Source organism: Verrucomicrobiia bacterium (assembly GCA_019634635.1).
In the GTDB taxonomy this organism is placed as follows: Bacteria; Verrucomicrobiota; Verrucomicrobiia; order Limisphaerales; family UBA9464; genus UBA9464.
In genome coordinates this window covers 53155-71083 of record JAHCBB010000021.1, presented here as the reverse complement: position 1 = coordinate 71083, position 17929 = coordinate 53155, and the positions used below count along the sequence as shown (strand labels likewise).

General features: G+C 63.8%; 16 protein-coding genes. 13 read left to right on the top strand and 3 right to left on the bottom strand.

Annotated elements, in window-relative coordinates; genetic code table 11:
• Positions 1-52: 52 nt before the first annotated feature.
• Positions 53-1039 (bottom strand): RNA polymerase sigma factor RpoD/SigA, encoded by a 987-nt coding sequence (locus KF791_14125; protein MBX3733718.1) that lies wholly within the window; start codon positions 1037-1039, stop codon positions 53-55.
• A gap of 329 nt (positions 1040-1368) precedes the next feature.
• Here KF791_14125 and KF791_14120 point away from each other — a divergent pair, with 329 nt between their 5' ends.
• From KF791_14120 to KF791_14085, 8 genes are all read left to right on the top strand, one after another.
• A complete protein-coding gene (locus tag KF791_14120; protein ID MBX3733717.1) occupies positions 1369-2340 on the top strand; it encodes a MerR family transcriptional regulator in 972 nt (323 codons plus the stop codon).
• Between the two features lie 46 nt (positions 2341-2386).
• Entirely contained in the window at positions 2387-3274 is an 888-nt protein-coding gene (locus KF791_14115) for a dihydropteroate synthase (GenBank protein MBX3733716.1), read from the top strand.
• Between the two features lie 85 nt (positions 3275-3359).
• Positions 3360-3779, top strand: a complete 420-nt coding sequence (locus KF791_14110; GenBank protein ID MBX3733715.1) for an Rrf2 family transcriptional regulator — start codon at positions 3360-3362, stop codon at positions 3777-3779.
• Positions 3780-3974: 195 nt separating this feature from the next.
• The gene (locus KF791_14105) at positions 3975-4634 is read left to right on the top strand and encodes a prolyl oligopeptidase family serine peptidase (GenBank protein ID MBX3733714.1); all 660 of its coding nucleotides are present in this window, start codon (positions 3975-3977) and stop codon (positions 4632-4634) included.
• A gap of 31 nt (positions 4635-4665) precedes the next feature.
• Entirely contained in the window at positions 4666-5490 is an 825-nt protein-coding gene (locus KF791_14100) for an esterase family protein (protein ID MBX3733713.1), read from the top strand.
• A 625-nt stretch (positions 5491-6115) separates the two neighbouring features.
• Positions 6116-6715 carry a hypothetical protein gene (locus tag KF791_14095; GenBank protein MBX3733712.1) on the top strand — a complete coding sequence of 200 codons (600 nt, stop codon included), beginning with the start codon at positions 6116-6118 and terminating at the stop codon, positions 6713-6715.
• 270 nt (positions 6716-6985) lie between these two features.
• On the top strand, positions 6986-7462 hold the full coding sequence (locus tag KF791_14090) for an HXXEE domain-containing protein (protein MBX3733711.1): 477 nt from the start codon (positions 6986-6988) through the stop codon (positions 7460-7462).
• A 316-nt stretch (positions 7463-7778) separates the two neighbouring features.
• Positions 7779-8090: a hypothetical protein gene (locus KF791_14085; GenBank protein MBX3733710.1), complete on the top strand. Its 312-nt coding sequence runs from the start codon at positions 7779-7781 to the stop codon at positions 8088-8090.
• Between the two features lie 17 nt (positions 8091-8107).
• On the opposite strand, the gene KF791_14080 is transcribed toward KF791_14085, so the two are convergent.
• Entirely contained in the window at positions 8108-8941 is an 834-nt protein-coding gene (locus tag KF791_14080; GenBank protein ID MBX3733709.1) for an IS110 family transposase, read from the bottom strand.
• 196 nt (positions 8942-9137) lie between these two features.
• Between KF791_14080 and KF791_14075 the strand changes: the two genes are divergently transcribed.
• The 3 genes from KF791_14075 (at position 9138) to tnpB (ending at position 10811) form a co-directional block, all read left to right on the top strand.
• Positions 9138-9350 (top strand): hypothetical protein, encoded by a 213-nt coding sequence (locus KF791_14075; GenBank protein MBX3733708.1) that lies wholly within the window; start codon positions 9138-9140, stop codon positions 9348-9350.
• Positions 9347-9709: a transcriptional regulator gene (locus tag KF791_14070; protein MBX3733707.1), complete on the top strand. Its 363-nt coding sequence runs from the start codon at positions 9347-9349 to the stop codon at positions 9707-9709. Before KF791_14075 ends, KF791_14070 begins: the two co-directional genes overlap by 4 nt.
• A gap of 712 nt (positions 9710-10421) precedes the next feature.
• Positions 10422-10811: an IS66 family insertion sequence element accessory protein TnpB gene (gene tnpB, locus KF791_14065; GenBank protein ID MBX3733706.1), complete on the top strand. Its 390-nt coding sequence runs from the start codon at positions 10422-10424 to the stop codon at positions 10809-10811.
• A 31-nt stretch (positions 10812-10842) separates the two neighbouring features.
• Here tnpB and KF791_14060 read toward each other — a convergent pair whose 3' ends face one another.
• Complete coding sequence (locus tag KF791_14060) at positions 10843-16143, bottom strand: PKD domain-containing protein (GenBank protein ID MBX3733705.1); 5301 nt, start codon at positions 16141-16143, stop codon at positions 10843-10845.
• A gap of 608 nt (positions 16144-16751) precedes the next feature.
• On the opposite strand from KF791_14060, the gene KF791_14055 reads away from it, so the two are divergent.
• Complete coding sequence (locus KF791_14055) at positions 16752-17618, top strand: pirin family protein (protein MBX3733704.1); 867 nt, start codon at positions 16752-16754, stop codon at positions 17616-17618.
• Between the two features lie 152 nt (positions 17619-17770).
• Positions 17771-17923, top strand: coding sequence for a DUF1328 domain-containing protein (locus KF791_14050; GenBank protein MBX3733703.1), 153 nt, complete (start codon positions 17771-17773; stop codon positions 17921-17923).
• Positions 17924-17929: the final 6 nt, after the last annotated feature.

Below are 17929 nucleotides of genomic sequence, written 5' to 3'. Positions count from 1 at the left end.
GGGGATTTCCGGCAATTCGAAACGGGAGGCCGGCCCGCCCCACCGGACTCCATCACAAGGTCGCCGCCGCGAGCGGCGTCCACGCCGGGGAGTCCCCTGCCGGCTCGCGGACCGCCTCATGCTTCTCAATCCGCTCGCGCAGCTTCGCGAGGGCGATGTTTTGGAGTTGACGGATCCGCTCCCGGGTCACACCGAACGTGCGTCCGATTTCGTCGAGCGTCTTCTCCTTCTGGCCATCCAGACCAAATCGCTGACGGAGGATGCTCAGCTCGCGGGAATCGAGGATCCCGAGGAACTGCCCCACCATCCGGTGGGTGGTCTTTTCCTCGAGCTGTCCGTAGGGATCGTTGGACCCGGAATCGGGAACCAGGTCTGAGAGGCGGCTGGAATCATCGTCCCCGAGCGGTGCGTCGAGGGACGCCGTTTTCTGGGACGCCCGCTGCCAGAACCGGATCTTTTTGACGGGCACCTCCATCTCCTCCGCCAGTTCCTCGTCGGTGGCCTCCCGCCCAAGGAGCTCCTGAAGCTGATGGGCCACGCGCTTCAACTTGGTCACCTTGTCCACCAGGTGGACCGGGAGACGGATGGTCTTGGACTGGTTGGCCAGGGCCCGCTTGATGGACTGCTTGATCCACCAGGAGGCGTATGTGGAAAGCTTCCCCCCCTTGGCCGGATCGAACCGTTCAACCCCCTTCATCAATCCAATGTTCCCCTCGTTGATCAGATCCAGAAGCGGCAGGCCGAAACCGTCGTAGTCCCTCGCAATCTTGACCACCAGGCGCAGGTTGGCCCGGATCATGTGCTCGCGTGCGGCCGTGTCTCCCCGCTTGATCCGCGCCGCCAACGCATTTTCCTCGTCAATGGTCAACAGAGGCACCTCGATGGCATCGCGCATGTAGAGACTGAGGGCCGACTTGGTCTCAAATGGAGCCGGGGCCACCGGATCGGAGATTGGATCGGACCGACGCACTTCGACCGCCGGAGCACGCGTGCTCGACGCCGGAGCGTATTGGCCACCCGAGCGGCTCCTCGACCGCATCCGCGGGTTGCCAGCGTCGGCGAACTTCTCGGAACGACGAGCAGACTTCGTGAGATTCGTGGTCATGGTTTTCCTTGTAGTAACTCCGCTGACAGTACCCCACCCGGAGAACCCAGGTGACTTCTTACGAGTCAAAGCTGACCGGTGATCCAGTTTTGTCAATGTTTTGTTCATTTTTTGTTCACAAACTGAATGAACGCGAGAACACGGGTGATTTCGACCAAAATTCCTCAGAAATCAGGCTCGAATCAGGGGCGCGAATTGGGTGTAGTCCATGTTCTGGTTGAAAATGTCCAGTTTCTGTCCAACTGTCCGCCGTGCCGGAACCAATGCTGAAACACTCGATCAAGGTGGTCGCCCGAAGGACGGGCCTCAGCCCCCACGTGATCCGGGTTTGGGAGAAGCGCTATGGCACGGTTCGGCCCCAAAGGTCGGGCGGCAACCAGCGCCTCTACAGCGAGGACGACGTCCAGAGGTTGTCCCTGCTCAAGCAGGCAACCGATGCCGGGCACTCGATCGGAAACATAACCCACCTGCACGTGGCCGATCTCCACACCCTGCTCTTGAGCGCACCCGCACCCGTGCCGGCCGAGGCATCCGACCTCCGGCGCCTCACGGCGCATGCACCACCGAGGGACGCGACGGCATTGATCGAATCGGCCCATACCGCGGTGGCGGCCATGGATGCCGCAGCGCTGGAGCGGGTGCTCGAGGAAGGCTCAGTCGCGCTGGGCCAGACGGCACTGCTCGCGCAGGTGGTGGCGCCGCTCGTCCAAAGGATCGGTGACGGCTGGAGGGATGGCTCCCTCAAGGTCGCCCACGAACACCTCGCGTCCGCCGTCATCCGAACCTTTTTGGGCCATGCGGCCCGACCAATCGCGCTCCATGCGTCCGCGCCCGTGCTGGTGGCCACGACGCCGGCCGGTCAACTCCACGAACTGGGTGCCGCCCTTGCCGCCGCTGCGGCCCGGAGCCAGGGCTGGCGCGTCGTGTACATGGGGGCTTCCCTGCCGGCGGAGGAAATCGTCAGCACCGCGCAACACCACGAAGCCCGCGCGGTGGCGCTCAGCATTGTCCATCCGGCCGATGACCCGTTGCTGCCCGATGAACTCCGCCGACTCCGGCGACTTCTCGACCCTGCAGTGCGATTGGTGGTCGGCGGCCGGGCGGTTGACGCCTACCGCCCGGCCCTGCGGGAGATCAACGCCACGGTCTGCGAAACCCTCGGGGAATTCTTTGCCGCACTGGACCGGTTGCGGCAAAACGCCAACGGACCGGGACGGGTTGCCACAATCCGCTAGCAGACCTCCGGTCCCAACGGCCACTTCCTGAATCGTCCGAAGGCGCATGCTCTCACTGACCCACCTGGAATCCATCGCCCGACACCATGGCGGCGACCTCGCCGCAACCGTCGCCGGGTTTGACCTGGCGGGACGAACCTTCGGAGGAGGGCATCCGCCGGCCGTCATGGGCGTGATCAATCTGTCGGCCGACTCCTGGTATCGGGAGTCCGTGTGCCTCAGCACGGAACAGGCCGTGCGCCGGGGGCACGTTCTCGCCGCCCAGGGGGCCCACATCCTGGACTTGGGGGCGGAGTCCACACTCAGCCACGCAGCACGCGCCGATGAAGCCCTTCAGCAGTCGCGCCTGCTGCCGGTCGTGCGGGAGCTGGCCGCGGCGGGCCATCTCATTTCCGTGGAGACCTATCAGCCAGCCGTCACCCGCGCCTGTCTGGAAGCCGGCGCCCGGGTGCTGAACCTCACCGGCAACGACCGCTCCGCCGAAATGTACCGGATGGTCGCGGACCACGACGCAGCCGTCATTTTGTGCCACATCCAGGGGGACAATGTGCGGTCCGTTGGCGACTTCGAATCGGGTCCGGATGTTGCGGCCCGCATGCGGGATTCCTTTGCCCGCCAGATTGACGGGGCCACATCGCAGGGCGTCCGCAAGCTGTGGGTGGATCCCGGAATGGGTTTCTATTATCGCAACCTTCAGGACTCGGCGGTGCGGATCCGCCACCAGATGCAGGTGTTCCTGAACAGCTTCCGGCTGCGCAGCCTCGGCTGGCCGGTCTGCCACGCGCTGCCGCATGCCTTCGAGTGCTTCGGCGAAGAGGTGCGGTGTGCGGAGCCCTTCTTCGCGGTGCTGGCAGCCCTCGGGAAAACCGACCTGTTCCGCACCCACGAAGTGCCCCGCACGCGTGCCGTGCTCGACACCCTCGCCCTGTGGTAGACTCCAGGTCCGGGCATGAGGCGCGGCCGCAGATCCGGACCGGGGGCCTTGCGTCCCGATCCGCGCCCGTCACCCTCTCCGGAACGTGAAGCTCTCGGTCAAGAGCGACTACGCCGTGCGCGCCGTCCTCACCCTCGCACGGCATTACGGACAGGCGCGCGCCCTCCGCGTCGAGGAGATCGCCCGGGAAAACGGCGTGCCGCCCAACTACCTGGTCCAAATCCTCATCGAGCTGAAGTCCGCCGAAATCGTCCGCAGCCTTCGCGGCAAATCCGGCGGCTACCAGCTGGCGCGTCCTCCGGCATCCATCACCTTTGCCGACGTCCTCCACTGCGTTCACGGCGCCCTCTTTGATTCCCCCGCCTTCAAGGATCCGCGGTGTCCGCCCGAGCTTCGGGACGCCTGGCAACGCCTGCGGAAGGCGGTGGAATCGGAGGCGGCCCGGATGAACTTCCAGCACCTCGCGGAGGCCGGCGGCGATCCGGTACGCATGTTCTACATCTGACCCGCGTCCGCGGCTCCCCGCCCTGCCGGAGTAGGTCCGAAGGCGTCCTTGCCGGAGAGCTCCGTTCCGCCGCAGTCTCCGGGCGTGCAACTCCCGATTCACTCCCTCCCCTGTCTGGCGGTCCTTGCCCTTGGTTGGGTTGGGACTGTCAGGCTCGACGCCGAGATCACCGCGAAGCCAAAAGCCGGCTCCCAGGTGCCCGGCGCCTACCAGGCCGTCGTCACCCGGACCAACCAACTGGAGTTCCTGATCTACCTGCCCGGGGAGTATGAGGCCGAGCCCGAACGTCGCTGGCCGCTCGTGCTCTTCCTCCACGGCGCCGGCGAACGTGGGGCTGATCTCCAGAAAGTGGCCGTGCACGGCCCGCCAAAACTGGTTGCCGCCGGTCGTGAACTCCCGTTCCTCCTCGTGTCCCCACAGTGCCCCGAGGGCCAGACATGGGACGACGCAGCCCTCGTGGGGTTGCTGGACGACCTCCAAACGAACTTTCGGGTGGATCCACGGCGGGTGTACGCCACTGGATTGAGCATGGGCGGGTACGGCACCTGGGCCCTGGCGTTGCGACATCCACAACGGTTCGCCGCGGTGGCGCCCATCTGCGGCGGCGGCGACCGGATCCGCGCCCTCCTGCCCTCGCAGCAACAGGCGCTCAAGACGCTCGGAGTCTGGGCGTTTCATGGAGCCAGGGACACGGTGGTGCCGCTCGCAGAAAGCGAGCGGATGGTGGACGCGGTGAAGGGGGCCGGGGCGACCGATGTCCGGCTGACCGTGTATCCCGAGGCCGGGCATGACTCCTGGACCGAGGCCTACAACAACCCGGAACTCTTCGAATGGCTGCTTCAGCACAGCCGTTGAACACGGCGGCTGAGGTTTCCCCGCACTCCGGATGCCGTTCCGCACCCTGGAACTCTCCGACCCCCGTTTTGCCTTCGAAGGCCTGCGCTGGGCCACCGTCAAGAGTGACGCTCTGCAGGGGCGGGCGGACGTCACACTCTTCATCCCTCCTGAAGTCCTCGGAAGATCGGACGTGCCGCTGGTGATCCTGCTGCACGGGGTCTACGGATCCCACTGGGCATGGGCGATGAAGGGGGGCGCACACCGAACCGCCTCCCGGATGATGGCTGCAGGGCAAATCCCACCCATGGTCCTGGCCATGCCCAGCGACGGACTCTGGGGCGACGGCTCGGGGTACGTGCGGCACGCGGTGCAGGACTTCGGACAGTGGATTGTGGAGGAGGTGCCCGAGGTCGCCCGCGAAGCGGCCCCCGCCGTCTCGGACCGCTCGCCCCTCTTCCTTGCCGGCCTCAGCATGGGCGGCTTCGGAGCCCTCCGCCTCGGGGCCACCCACCCGGGTCGCTTCCGGGCGGTGTCCGGTCACTCCTCTGTGACCCGGGCCGAAGCGCTCCAGGCCTACATCGTGGAGGAGTGCGCCGACTGGAGCCGCCACCCCGAGGACCGGTCGGTGCTGGAAGCGATGCGGTGCTTTCGCGACCGCCTGCCGGCGATCCGTTTCGATTGCGGCACTGAGGATCCGTGGATCTCCGCGAACCGGGAATTGCACGAGGCGCTGGAGGGGGAAGGAATTCCACATCACTACGAGGAGTTCCCCGGGGGCCACACCTGGGAGTACTGGGAACGGCACCTCTCCGATTCGCTTCAATTCTTCGCGGACTGCCTGGCTTTCACGCCTCGACAACGGCAGAAATGCTGAGCGTCAGGGCCGTCGCGACGATTCGGCCCCGCGCCACCGGCGCGGGCACGACAACGCGGAGCCAGATCCGCGGCATTCCCCAGGCGGCGGGTCAATCAGTTCAGGGGACAGGACATCTGTTTTGCCCCTGATGGGTGCCGTCCGGGGAATGTGCAGGTGGGACGGGGTCAAGGGGCAGGACGTCAGTTGGACGCTGATGGATGTCCTGTCCCCAGGACCGCCCACGATTGGCCCAAGGCCCACGGGAATGCCGTTCATCGCTCAAGTTCACTCCAGCAGGCTTGCCCATGGCTCCGAAGGTTGTCCCTCACGACAATTGGGGACCGCGGCCAAATTCGCTCCAACGGTGTTCCCGGAGCCCCGGAGACGACTCGAGGAGGATGCCGTCATGATATGGCGCAATATCCGACGAACCACTTCTCCAACTGCCTCGCTGACAACCTGTTCGAGAATCCCTCGCCCGTCGTGATATTGGTCTCACGACAAGATGCCACCACCCCCGTCGTGGCTGCACCCTGACATCCAACATGCTCCCGCCATAAACTACGCATTGACAACGCGTTGCCCAAAGTCAGGATCGTCGCGACATCAAACTGTTCGGCGTTTCTGGCGCGCGTCCTGAGACATGACTGAGCAAGACTGCATCAAGGAGCTCGAAGCCGAAAAGGCCATGATGGTTTCCGTCTCGACTGGTGGTGCGCGCGTTCAGGGGGTCAACCAGGACTATATCGAGCACCGCCATCGCATTCGCCCCTTCCTCCTTACTATCGGCGTCGCAGACCCGAACCCATATCCAGACCTTTGGGCGTGGTATGGCAAGTGGAGCAGCGGAGAGTTACCGACATACCGTTCGCGCCGGGAGTATCTTATCCAGCTCTTTCAGCCTACGACGGACGCACCTTCCCGCCGTGCGGCTGGCATTGTCACCGAGCCAGCAGTAGGCACGACAGGTTGGACGCGCGTTGACCGCGGCGTTGACGCTATCCGTCAACGGCTTGAAACCGCCTGCACCGAAGAAGAGTTCCAGACTGTCGGCTTGCACTGCCGCGAGACGTTGATTTCGCTTGGGCAGGCTGTTTATCACCTGGCTCAGCATACCCCGTCCGACGGCGTTACGCCCAGTGCCACCGACGGCTATCGTATGCTCGAGGCGTTTATCGCCAGCATGCTCTCCGGCAGTTCCAACGAGACAATCCAAAACATGCCAAGACAGCTTTGGAGTTAGCCAACCAACTTCAACACCGCAGAACGGCAACCCTTCGCGATGCTGCACTTTGTAGCGAGGCGACTGGCGCCATCATCAACATCATTTCAATTATCTCGGACAAGCGATAAACGCCTCAATTCCAATACCCGAAACGTCGAACAAAATCGCTGCACTCGAACCGCCGCTCCCCGCTTCGAGTCTGGGCACCCAGTTCTTCGGAGGTTGGATTTGCAGTCAGGGCTCGGTTTCGGCGGCGGTCGCTGAGCTTGGTCGTTGTCATACGCCTGCATGAACCACGCCTACATTCTTTGGATCGCCACTTTCGCCTACGCACTTCACATCGTCGAGGAATACACCTTCGATTGGAAGGGCTGGGCGACGGCCGTAATCAAACTGCCCGTCACTTGGATTCACTTCGCCATCGTCAACGGGGTGGTGATCGTTCTGGGGATATCCTGTGCCTCGGTCGGTTGGTCGTGCGCCGAGTTCGCCTTGTCGCTTCCGGCGTTGATGCTGATCAACGCGACGTTCTTTCATGTCCTCCCCTTTCTGCTCACTAGGGGACGATGGTCGCCTGGGCTGGGTACAGCCGTCACCTTGTTCTATCCGATTGCCGTGTGGGCCTACTACGGTGCTCATCTTGACGGCATCCTATCCTCACGAGTGTTATGGCTCTCGCTTGTGCTCGGAGCACTGCTGATGGCCTCCCCAATTTTGATGCTCAAGTTGCGCCTTCGCCCGTATTTCAAACAAGACAAGGACTAGGCCGTATGCTCTACAGGATCATTGGTGGGTAGCGAACGATTGAATGAATACGGCTAACCAAACCAAAACAACTGACATCTGTGGTTGAATCGATGGTCACTAGCCTGCTCGCGAGTGAGGACTCATCGGTGAGAGGAGCAGGGCTGTGGTTGGCCAGCTATGCGGACGCGGTACTTGGAGCCAAACTCCAGCCTCCAAGGTTTCAAGTGCGAAGCGCTGGCAAGCTGCGGCCCGCCGGTGCTCCACCGAATGCCGGCCCCGCTGACGCTGGGCCGGAATCGGTAAGCTGATCATTGGCGAAGACTCGTCGTGACGTATGAATATCCTCGGCATAGCTGCGATCACTCTGATTGCTGGCGGCGCGCTGCTGTCGCCGTTCGTTTTGTTCTGGTCAGTTTATTGCCTCGCTCGGAGCAGTCGTCGCATGGAGGGCGTCTTCATCCTTGCAGTGGGACTCATCGTTGCAGGTGTTTTGGTGCTCGTCGGTGCGCTCACCGCGCCGACGGATTCACCCGGGCATTTCCGCTTCCAAGCTCTCGTTATCGTCGCCGGCTTTTTCAGTTTCGGAGCGGTAGCCGGCAAAGCGCTTCACCTTATCGCGTCGCGATGGCGATGGTTTGCTCGATGAATTATAGAGTGACGGGTTCAAAAATTGACAAACTGCTCTCGCTGGGCGCTGGGGGTGATGCCGATGAAGGCCATGAGCTGCGAGGGATGGTCAAAGCGGGAGAAGTCGCCGATCTCGGCGACCCAGGTGACGGCGTTGATCAAGGCCAAACACCGGAAACACATGAAGGCCTGAACCAGGGGAAGGCGCTTCCAGATCTTGACCTGTGCCTCCAAGGCGGCTTCGAGCCGTTGAATGCGATCCGCGGGATCGTTCACCGCGTTGAGCAGTTCCTCGAAGGCGATCTGCTGGGCGGGGAACGGGAATTTAATGGTACTCAGGTCGTTGAGGTGCGCGGCAGTCCAGGAGGATTTGCCGGAATAGCGTTTGCCGTATCGGAGCAGGAATCCCTTGATGCGCTGACGACAGCGGCGCAGATCCTCCACGGCGGCGAGCCGGCAACACACCAGGTCCCGGATGGCCTCATCGGCTTCGTCCGGGACGTGGATGGAGGTGAGTTCGCCGGCCCGGAGGAGCCGGGCCAGCGTCAACGCGTCACGGCGATCGGTTTTGACCCGGTCGGAGGCCCGCTTGGGGATGAGCGAGGGACTGACAACGTCGCCGGCGATGCCCTGAGCCAGGAGGCGGCGGCAGAGGGCGAAGCCGGTCGGACCGGCCTCGTACACGTAGCGGGCCTGGGAACCGTCTCCGGTCAGGCGCTTGTGGAGCTTGTCCAGCGCGCGGGTGTGGGCGGGGATGTTGCCCCAGGAGCGGACCTCGCCCGCGGGATCCGCGATGGCGACGGCAATGGTTTCGGCGTGGACATCCGGGCCGACATGCTTGAGCTTTTGTGCTGTGGGTGACGGGTTCATGGGGCACTTCGGGTTGACGGGCTGGCGGAGGGATCCGTCCGGCCACAACCCTGTGGCTCTGGAGGCCGCCAACGCGGCTTTTAACCCACGTCCGCCCGACTCGTCACCCACGCTCAACTGTTCGTTGTTGAGCCATTGGGTCTATGGCCGCTTCTGCGCGCTTGCCCTGAAACGGACGCAGGGGTAGTCGTCTTCCATGCCAACCACGATTCTCAAAGCCCACTATGACGGCGAGCACATCGTTCTCGACGAGCCATTCCAGTTGCCCGCGAACGCCCCGCTCATGGTCACGGTCATCGCACCCGACGAAGAGCGTTCCGAGTGGGCGGCCCTCGGTGCGCAGAATCTCGCCAGAGCCTACGGCGACGACGAACCAGAATACACGAGTGCTGACCTCAAACCGCAATAACCGATGGCGATGTCGGACTCACGCCGCTGCCGCAGGCCGATGGACGCTTCAAGCCTCGCCCGGCGATTCTTCTACGACGGATGCCTCCATTTGGCGATTGGCGCATCTGCGGCGTCAGTTCGCAGCTTCACCAGCAGGTCGTCGGCTTCGGCGAAATTATCGAGTCATCGCACCCGGACTTTGCAGGCAGCGGCCTCAAGGTCGCTTCGGTCATCCGTCTTGGTTTCCTCACCACCATGCCAGCCGAGCGTTTTCTCGGCAGAATCGGCTCCATCTCACATGAGCGTCACGCGCGTTTGCTCGACAGGCTTTCAAGGTTCCTCGCAATGGAACGAAGCGCCAACCCCGAAGCGGAATAGGTCGGGCGGCCGGAGTGTGAGGTTGGAATGGGCGTGGGACGCCCGACTAATTTCGCGGTTGGACGGAGTCGCGGAGGAGGCCCGGGCCGTATAGGACGACTACCTGGATCGGGTGGATCGAAGGAGCCCGGAGCGGGCACAACGGGAGGACCACCGTGTGGACAACGCGCGATCTGAGCACGTTGGGATATGAAATGGGGTGTTCCGACCCGGTGGCCGGGACCCTGACGGTGGAAGTGCACCGGATGGGCAGTGACTTGCAGAATGTCGCCATCGCCCACCTCTGCACCGTGTCAGCGCCGAACTGAAATCCGGGTGAAGTTGGTAGTTTGAAAACCGGGTTCTGGAGGGGGTTGGCAGGCGTCTTCTTCCAATCCAAGCGAAACCTCTTGTTCGTTCTTCTCCCATCTTCCTGAATCGCAATCACCCGTCCCTGCCGTTTCACCGTGCCGCCTTGGGCGACTCGTAGCCTGGGGCCGTTGAGCGCTTATCGGGATTATCACTTCCACGGTTCTCAAACTGGCGGTTTTGACCGGTGTTCTCGCACGCGACGACACTTTGTGGAGCTGACGCGGCCACCGACATCGGTGGCGGCGGCGGACGGATACCGGATCGTGCTGGAGGACGGGGGTGGCCGCAGCCTGCGTGTGGAGCTGGGCGGGGACCGGGAAGCGCTGGAGCGGCTGGTGTCGCAGTGTTGGAGGGGCGTCGCATGCTCCAGATCACCCCGCAGATGCGTCTGTTGGTGGCGGTGGAGCCGGTGGACTTCCGCAAGGGGATTGATGGACTGGCCGCGCTGTGTCGTTCGGCGCTGGGCAGCGATCCCCTGAGCGGTGCGCTGTTCGACAATCTCTCGTCCCAGGTGAGGTGTCTCCACGACCAGGCCGCCCGCCCACTCCAGTGCCCCCGGCCGGTGCCCAAAATTTTGACCCCATCACCTGCCGCGCTCCAATCCCCTCCACCTTACGGAATCCCTGCGCCAACGGGCCACAATCTTGCATTCCCCTCCAGGCCGGCCTCAAATCCATCGAACTGCTTCGGGCAGAACATATGGGGCTGGGATTCCAACTGCGCCGGCCGTAATTTCCGCATCGCGCCGTAGCCTTTCGCAGAAATTGAACTGGAGCTTTCAATCAGTTGATTCGCAGCCGGTAGAATGCGCCGGAACTGTCCATCGGAGGCGGGGAGAGTTCAATTTCTGCGGTTCCCGGACGCGGCGGCGTGATGGTTCCCTCAGTGACCCATGAGCCCGGCTGGAGAGTCGTGGACCGGTCGAGGTGGTACTGCCGGCCGGCCTCGCTCTGCCAGGAAAGAATCCAGCGATCGACGCCGGTCGAGGCGGGCCGAATCGCAAGAACCAGGGGCGCTGGCGCTGGCGGGGGTTGGAAAAGGCCGCCGCGTTTCTTGAGATAAAGCTCCATCCCGGCGCGTTCGGCGGGCGGAAGAGCGCGGTCAAAGACCAGCCATTCGACGATGTCGCCGATGAGGAAATGGCTCCCTTCAAGGTAGTTGCCGAGGAACATCTGGGAGGCGTCCACACGGTACGGATTTGCCGCGCGGGTGTTGAGGATGAGGGTGCCATCCTTGAAGAGCCGATGGCTGTTGGGGTCGTCCTCGCCATAGACCTGGGTGAGGATCTGCCACGTGTCGGCGGGAAGGGACGTGTTCGGCGCGTAGGCGTCCCGCCCGTCGAAGTGGTAGGCGTCATCCCCGTTGCGGCGGGCCAGCGTCATCATTGATCCGGCGGCGCCGGGCCTGCCGAGGGAGTAGAGGTGGTCATTGCCGGAACTGCTGGCGACGTTGAAGCGGCACAGGGTGAAGATCGTTGCGGTGGTGAGTTGCCGGGCGATTCCCCCGGTGATCCATTCGTCGCCCCGGAACTGGATGGCCGGCAATCCGAGGTCGGTGTCCACCCGCACGGGGAAGCCGTCGAAACCGCCTTCGGGATTGATGAAGCGCACCCCCGCGGCCTGATCCGTCCAGGTCACCACATTGGGGCCCTCGAGTTCGATGCCGGCATCGGCCTTCAGCCAGAGCAATGGAGGACCGGTCGTCGCCACGGCCGCCGTGGGGCTTGGCGGCAGGACGACCACCCGTGTCCCCGCTGGATGGCTGTATTTCGTTGGCCGACTCAGCATGAGCGAACCCCGGTTCTCGATGGTGTTCAGTTCCCATTGGGGCGTGTCGGGCGCGATGATGACGTCATCCCCGATCCGGAAGAGGTTGCGCCAGTCGGCCCCGAGGAAGTCCTCCAAGATGGGCAGGCGCAGCGCACCCGCGGCGACGTCGGTCAACAGGATGGTTTCCGGCACGAGGACAATGCCATCCGGGCCGCACTCGGCTCCGGGCGAGGTGGCCATCCAGGAGCCATCCGGGCTTCGTTCCTGCAGTTCGTTGTTCTGGCCGAGGCGATAGATGGAACCGTTGCGGGCACCCGTGACGATGGCGCAGGTGGCCAGGAAGCTGGTGTTGTGAAGTTGATCGGTGTCTATGAGCGCCTGACGCACCGCACTGAAGCCGGTGGGTGTGAGTTTGGGGGCGACATCCGTGGGGCGGGGCAGGTCCTGGCGGTCGGCCACCTGGCGACGGATGACATCGGCGACCGATGTGGGGCCGCCATCGAGGAACACGAGGGAAGCCAGCGGGTTCTCGGGATCGATGACATTGTTCAGGTCGGGCGCCTTAGTGGGATCGATCCAAGCCACCCGACGTTCTCCATTGAAATAGACCAGCAGCGGTTCACCGCGCTTGGCGGGGTCGGTCGGGTGCCAGAGGTGATCCCGCATGAACTTGTTGCGAAGCTTCTCGGGCGCCAGGGAGGAGCTCCATGGATGCTGCGCCTTCATGACATGTTGAAGGATCCGGGCGATCCGGTTGCCGTAGTCCTTGATTGCCTTGGCTGGATTGATGCCGAAGCGGTACCCGGAGATATCGGCCGCCATGACCACGTCCACGTCGCCGGAGACGCGGCGGAGGACTCCGGGTTTGCCCCCCACGGTTCCGGGTAGATCACCCAATTCATCTTCCAGCCAGACTTCGTAGTACTCGCGATCGCGTCCGACGAAGTACTGGTTGTCCGGCGGTTCGGCGACCTGCCGCAGTTCGAGTTGACGGGGCACGAAGGTCTTCTCATCCCCGGGTTGGAAGACATCGAGGTTGATCCTTGGGTCGGTCACCGAACCTTTTGCCGGCACATCCAAGGTGCCCTTGAGTGTCGTCAGCCGGGTGGTGCCGTCCCCGGTCACGACCTTGTTGGCCTTGAATTTGAGTTCCAGGTATTTGGAACCGGGGCGGATGGTGTCGTCGAACGGCATCTGCATGGGATCGGCCGGCAGGGAACCGTTGCCGTACCACTCCTCCCAGCGCTCGCGGTAACGTTCGATGACGGCCTCGCGCACCTCGGGGGTCGCACCTTGCAATCGCGCGTCCACGACATGGGGAGGCAGGGGCTCCGCGATGATCACGGAGCCCCGATCGCCGGCACCTCTGAACAGATTCTTCTCATCGCCGTAACCCACGCCGCGGCGATAGCCCAGGTAGGTTTCGTCGATCAGATTCACGTTCTTCTGTTTGATGGGGACTGGTTTCGGCGTCATGCCGAGCCGGGTGGACATCCACTCGAGGGTCTCGTCGGCCCGGGAGCGGATGGCGACGAGAATTGGCAGGCCGCCGTCCTTGAAGTTGGAGAGTTTGATCAGGTTTTCGTCGGTGACCTTGTCCACGGCCCAGCCGCGGATGGCCTGAGCGCTGTTGATCAAGGTGCCGCCCTTGAGATTCCGGAGATCCGCCGTGGCGGGGACCAGACGTGGGTGGCCGGCCTCCCCGCGTCGGGCGATGGCGGCCGTGGCGGATTCCGCCGCATTGGCGGCCTGGATCGCCTCCTTCTCCGCGGCGGCCGCGATCTCGTCGGCAATCTTGGGGCTTTTGACGAAACGCTTCCAGATGAGTCCCAGTGCGACATCTTGGACGGCCTCCTCGGTGACGAACTTCGCGGCGGGTCGCAGCCAGCCTGTCAGGTGGTCCGCCGTCCGTGCGTTGAATTCGTAATCGTAGTCCCAGGATTGGCGCTTGAGATCGGCCAGTTTGTTGATGAAGGCATTCCACGCGGAGTTGACGAGGGGTTTCACCTGTTCGACAGACTCGAACTTCCTTCCGTAGTAGGCTTGGACCTCCGCGGCGATGGCGTCGAGTTCCTCGCTCTTGGTGGTGGCGGAGACCCCTTGGTGGACGGCCAGGAACCATTCCGTGACGGTCGTCTGGTATTTGAACGCCGCAACGAGGGCGAGCATGGCTTCCTCCTCCAGTTGATTGCCCGCCCTCACGGCGAAGGAACTCAGGCTCCAGGCGGCGGTTCCATAGGACGAGATGATCTGGCCGATATTTTCGAGGGCGAATGCTTCACCGATGCCCTGGATGGTGTTGTTCAGCCCGGCCCCGCCGACCGTGAAGGTGAATTCGACGGGATCGAGCTCCCGGGTCGGCAGTGGGTTGGGTGCCACCGGGACGTAGAGGGCCGTCACCCCGCCGAAGGAGACTGCGCCGCGGCCCCACTCCACCAGGATGTTCTCCGGTTGCAGTTCGCGCACCGCGCCATCCTCGCCGATGACCTGACCGCCGACCGCGAAGTCCACGATGACGGCCTTGTAGCTGGGGTCCCGGATGAATCGCTGGTCCAGACCGGGGATGCGCGCGGTCTTCACCCGGGCATGGAAGCGGGCCTCATTGTCCGGCGTGTCAGGGGTCAGGATGGGGTTGAAGATGCCGAGGAAGCCGTCGGGCGGCATGGGTGAGTGGAGGTCCACCGGGCCGGAGACGCTACCTTGGCCATGATTGAGGATGTGGATGGGATCAAGGAGGACCGTCTCGTTGTCGGTGAGATTCTTGACGGAACCGGCGATGTTGACAGTCTCGCCCTCCTTGATGAGGAGGGTTTCGTTAAGCACCTCCAACTGGACCGATAGGACGAGGTCGCCGAGCACCGGGTGAAGGCCCAAACCCCGTTCTTGCAGGCCGGTGTTGACGCCGATCTGGCGGGCGGTGAAGAGGGCGGCGAAGGCAAAGATCCCCGGCCGTTCCGCCTCGACGAGGAAATCGAATTCCAGCGGGGGATCATCCTCCGTCAGCACGCGCTGGATGGTGGCCTGGGGCGGTTTCTGTCGCACGGTCAGCGGGAAGGGCACGGGCTGCGGCACGGCGAGGGCGAAAGGTTGTCCGGGCACCCCGGTGGCACGCACCTTGTCGATGTCCAGGCCGCCGTCGCCCATGTCCCATCCCTGCAGGGTGACGTCCACCACCGGCTTGCCTCCCTTCGGAACGCTGACCTTCACCCGAACGGGCATGTGCCCGGGCTCGTAGCCGGGGTTGCTGGAGAGTTCGCCGTTCGCGGTCGGCTTCTTGTTCAACTGCAGGGGCGGATCGAGGAAGGTGACCTCGACCTTCAAGCCGGAGACGCTGCCTTGGAGGGCCCCTTCCGCTCCGATCACCGGACGGCCTGCGGCGTCGGTGCCGGTGACCTGCGTGGTGTGCAGGACGAATTGCCCGGCATTCACCACTTTGAGAGTCCAGTCGAAGGAGCGGGATTCGCCCGGTTGCAGGTCTCCGACGGCCAGGTCGGGCGGCTCGGCGACGACCTCGAAGACCTCGGGGATGACCAGTGCAGGCGAGCCGGCAAACCGGACACCGGACAAGTCGCCGAGACCATTCCTCGACGCCCGGACGGTGGCGCGGACCGTGACGGTCTCCCCGAGGGTCGGCCGGGAGTCGAGTCGATCCACGAAAGCCATGGACACGGACAATTGGGGTGGTTGGACCGTGACCTTGTTGGTCCGCGTGGCGAAGGCGCCGGCGGGATTGGTGGCCCGGAGGATGACATCGTAGACGCCAGGCTTCTCGTAGTCGTGGGAGGGTGCGGCGAAGGTGTCGCCTCCCGAGCCGTCGCCGAACGTCCAGAGGTACTCCAGGGCCTTGCGTTTCGAGTCGGTGGAGGTGGAGGTGAACTTGACGCGGCCGGGAGCGTTGGGGGAGACAATGGAGCTGAAGGACACGTTCGGCGGCGGAACGATCAGGTCGGCCGTCCAGCCGGAAGGTGGCGGGGTGGTGGGGAGCAGTGGGCAAGGCGAACCCTCCGCCGGCCCGGTTCCCCAATTCCCGCCGACTCCAAACACAAAGTTCTCCCCAGGGTTGGGTCGCGGGTTGGTCCAGTCAGGATTGATCCGGCGGCCATTCGCATCCAGCGCATTCACCACATAGTCGGCGGTGTTGGTGTACACCAGGAAGGCTGGGAAACGCGCGTAGAGGTAATGCCCGCAGGCGCGACCGAATCCGCCGGTGTGCAAATAGTCCCATGTCACATAATAGGGCTGGATCGGGATCACATTGGTCACGGACTGCTGGGCCTGGGCCGTCCCGCCCAACCCGGCCGCCGTGACCAGCATCAGGCACCCAAGTAAACGCGCCGGAAGCGTCTTCCACCACGTCGCGCCGGAGCGGATGCGTTCGAAGGGTTCAGGCGCTTGCTCCGTGCCGACTCTCTCGGTTGCCGAAAACCCGGCGAAGCCCGTTGAGCGGCCGGGATTCCGGTCCAAACCGGGGGCATTGCGAGTGCTGCATTGCCAAGACTTCATACACCGACAGTTTTCCTCATCCGCGGCATCAGGGTTGAACGTTGTGACGATGGCGACGCGGATTCTCCAAAACAAGAAGCGATTCTGAAGATTTCTTGAGCTGGAGGGGGCGCATCTCAGCGGCGCGTTCAGGGGGGACAGGGCATCTGTTCAGTTCAAGGGACAGGACGTCTGTTGGACGCTGATGGATGTCCTGTCCCCAGGACCGCCCCCCTGAACCAGCATCTTCAATCTCTGTCGCATCAGCCGGATCTTCCCCGCTTCTCCGGTGGTTTCCTGCGCCCGTCTGGGCGGGGTATCGTCAACGTTTATGGAGGTCCGCAGGCGACAACAATCCCCGCGCTGGATGCGTCATCAACGTCGTCAAGGAGTTCCCCTCGTGCCATGGTCACGGCGTGAACAACGAGGCGACGAAACCGATGAAACACCTGCTGCAGGTCTTGCGGAGCTCGGAGACCCACTGGGTGGGCAACGGATTTCCGGTCCGGTCGGTGTTTGACTACAACGGGCCTGGGCGCGAGCTGAGCCCGTTCCTGCTGCTGGACTATGCTGCGCCCCACGCTTTTCCGCCCGGTGACGAACGACGTGGCGTCGGAGCCCATCCGCACAAGGGGTTCGAAACGGTGACCATCGCCTACCAGGGCGAGCTGGAACATCGCGATTCCAGCGGCGGCGGCGGCCGGATCGGTCCGGGGGATGTGCAGTGGATGACGGCCGGTCGGGGCATCGTCCATGAGGAGTTTCACTCCGACGACTTCACCCGCCAGGGCGGCACCCTCGAGATGGTGCAGCTCTGGGTGAACCTGCGCGCCCGGGACAAATCTGCACCGCCGGGCTACCAGACCCTGCTCCGGGAACAAATCCCCACCGTGGATCTGTCAGAGGGGGCGGGGTCCCTTCGGGTGATCGCCGGCGAGTTCGGCGGCCGAAGGGGCCCGGCGAGGACCTTCACCCCCGTCACGTTGTGGGACGTAGCTCTCCGCGCCGGACGGGCTGCCACCTTTCCACTGACCGAGGGTCACACCACCGCATTCCTCGTCCTGGGCGGAGAGGTGTCGCCGGCGGAGGGTCGGACCGCCGGGGCGGGCGATCTGGCCTGGTTCTCCCGGGCAGGATCAGTGATCGCCGTCTCGGCGATGTCGGAGGCCCGGCTGTTGGTCCTTGGCGGAGAACCGATCGCCGAGCCGGTGGTGGGCCACGGCCCATTTGTGATGAACAGCCGCGCCGAGATCCTGCAGGCCTTCGAAGACCATCAATTGGGCCGCATGGGCACGATACCGGACTGAGGCGTGGGCTCTCGCAGCGATTCGAGCAGGCGACGCACGGGACAGGGGAGTTGCTGGATGTTGATGGATGTCCTGTCCCTGGCGATGCTGATGGCTGGCCTGTCCCTAAGATCCCACATCCGCCGACCGGGAGGCACCCTCACCAAAATCCCATGCTCCACTACGCCGTCGTCTTCTTCATCATCGCCCTGGTCGCCGCCGTGCTCGGGTTTGGCAGTCTCGCCGGGACTGCCGCCATGATCGCCAAGATCTGCGTGTTCGCCTTCCTGATCTTCGCGGTACTCGCGCTGCTGAAGAAGCGGTAGCCCGCG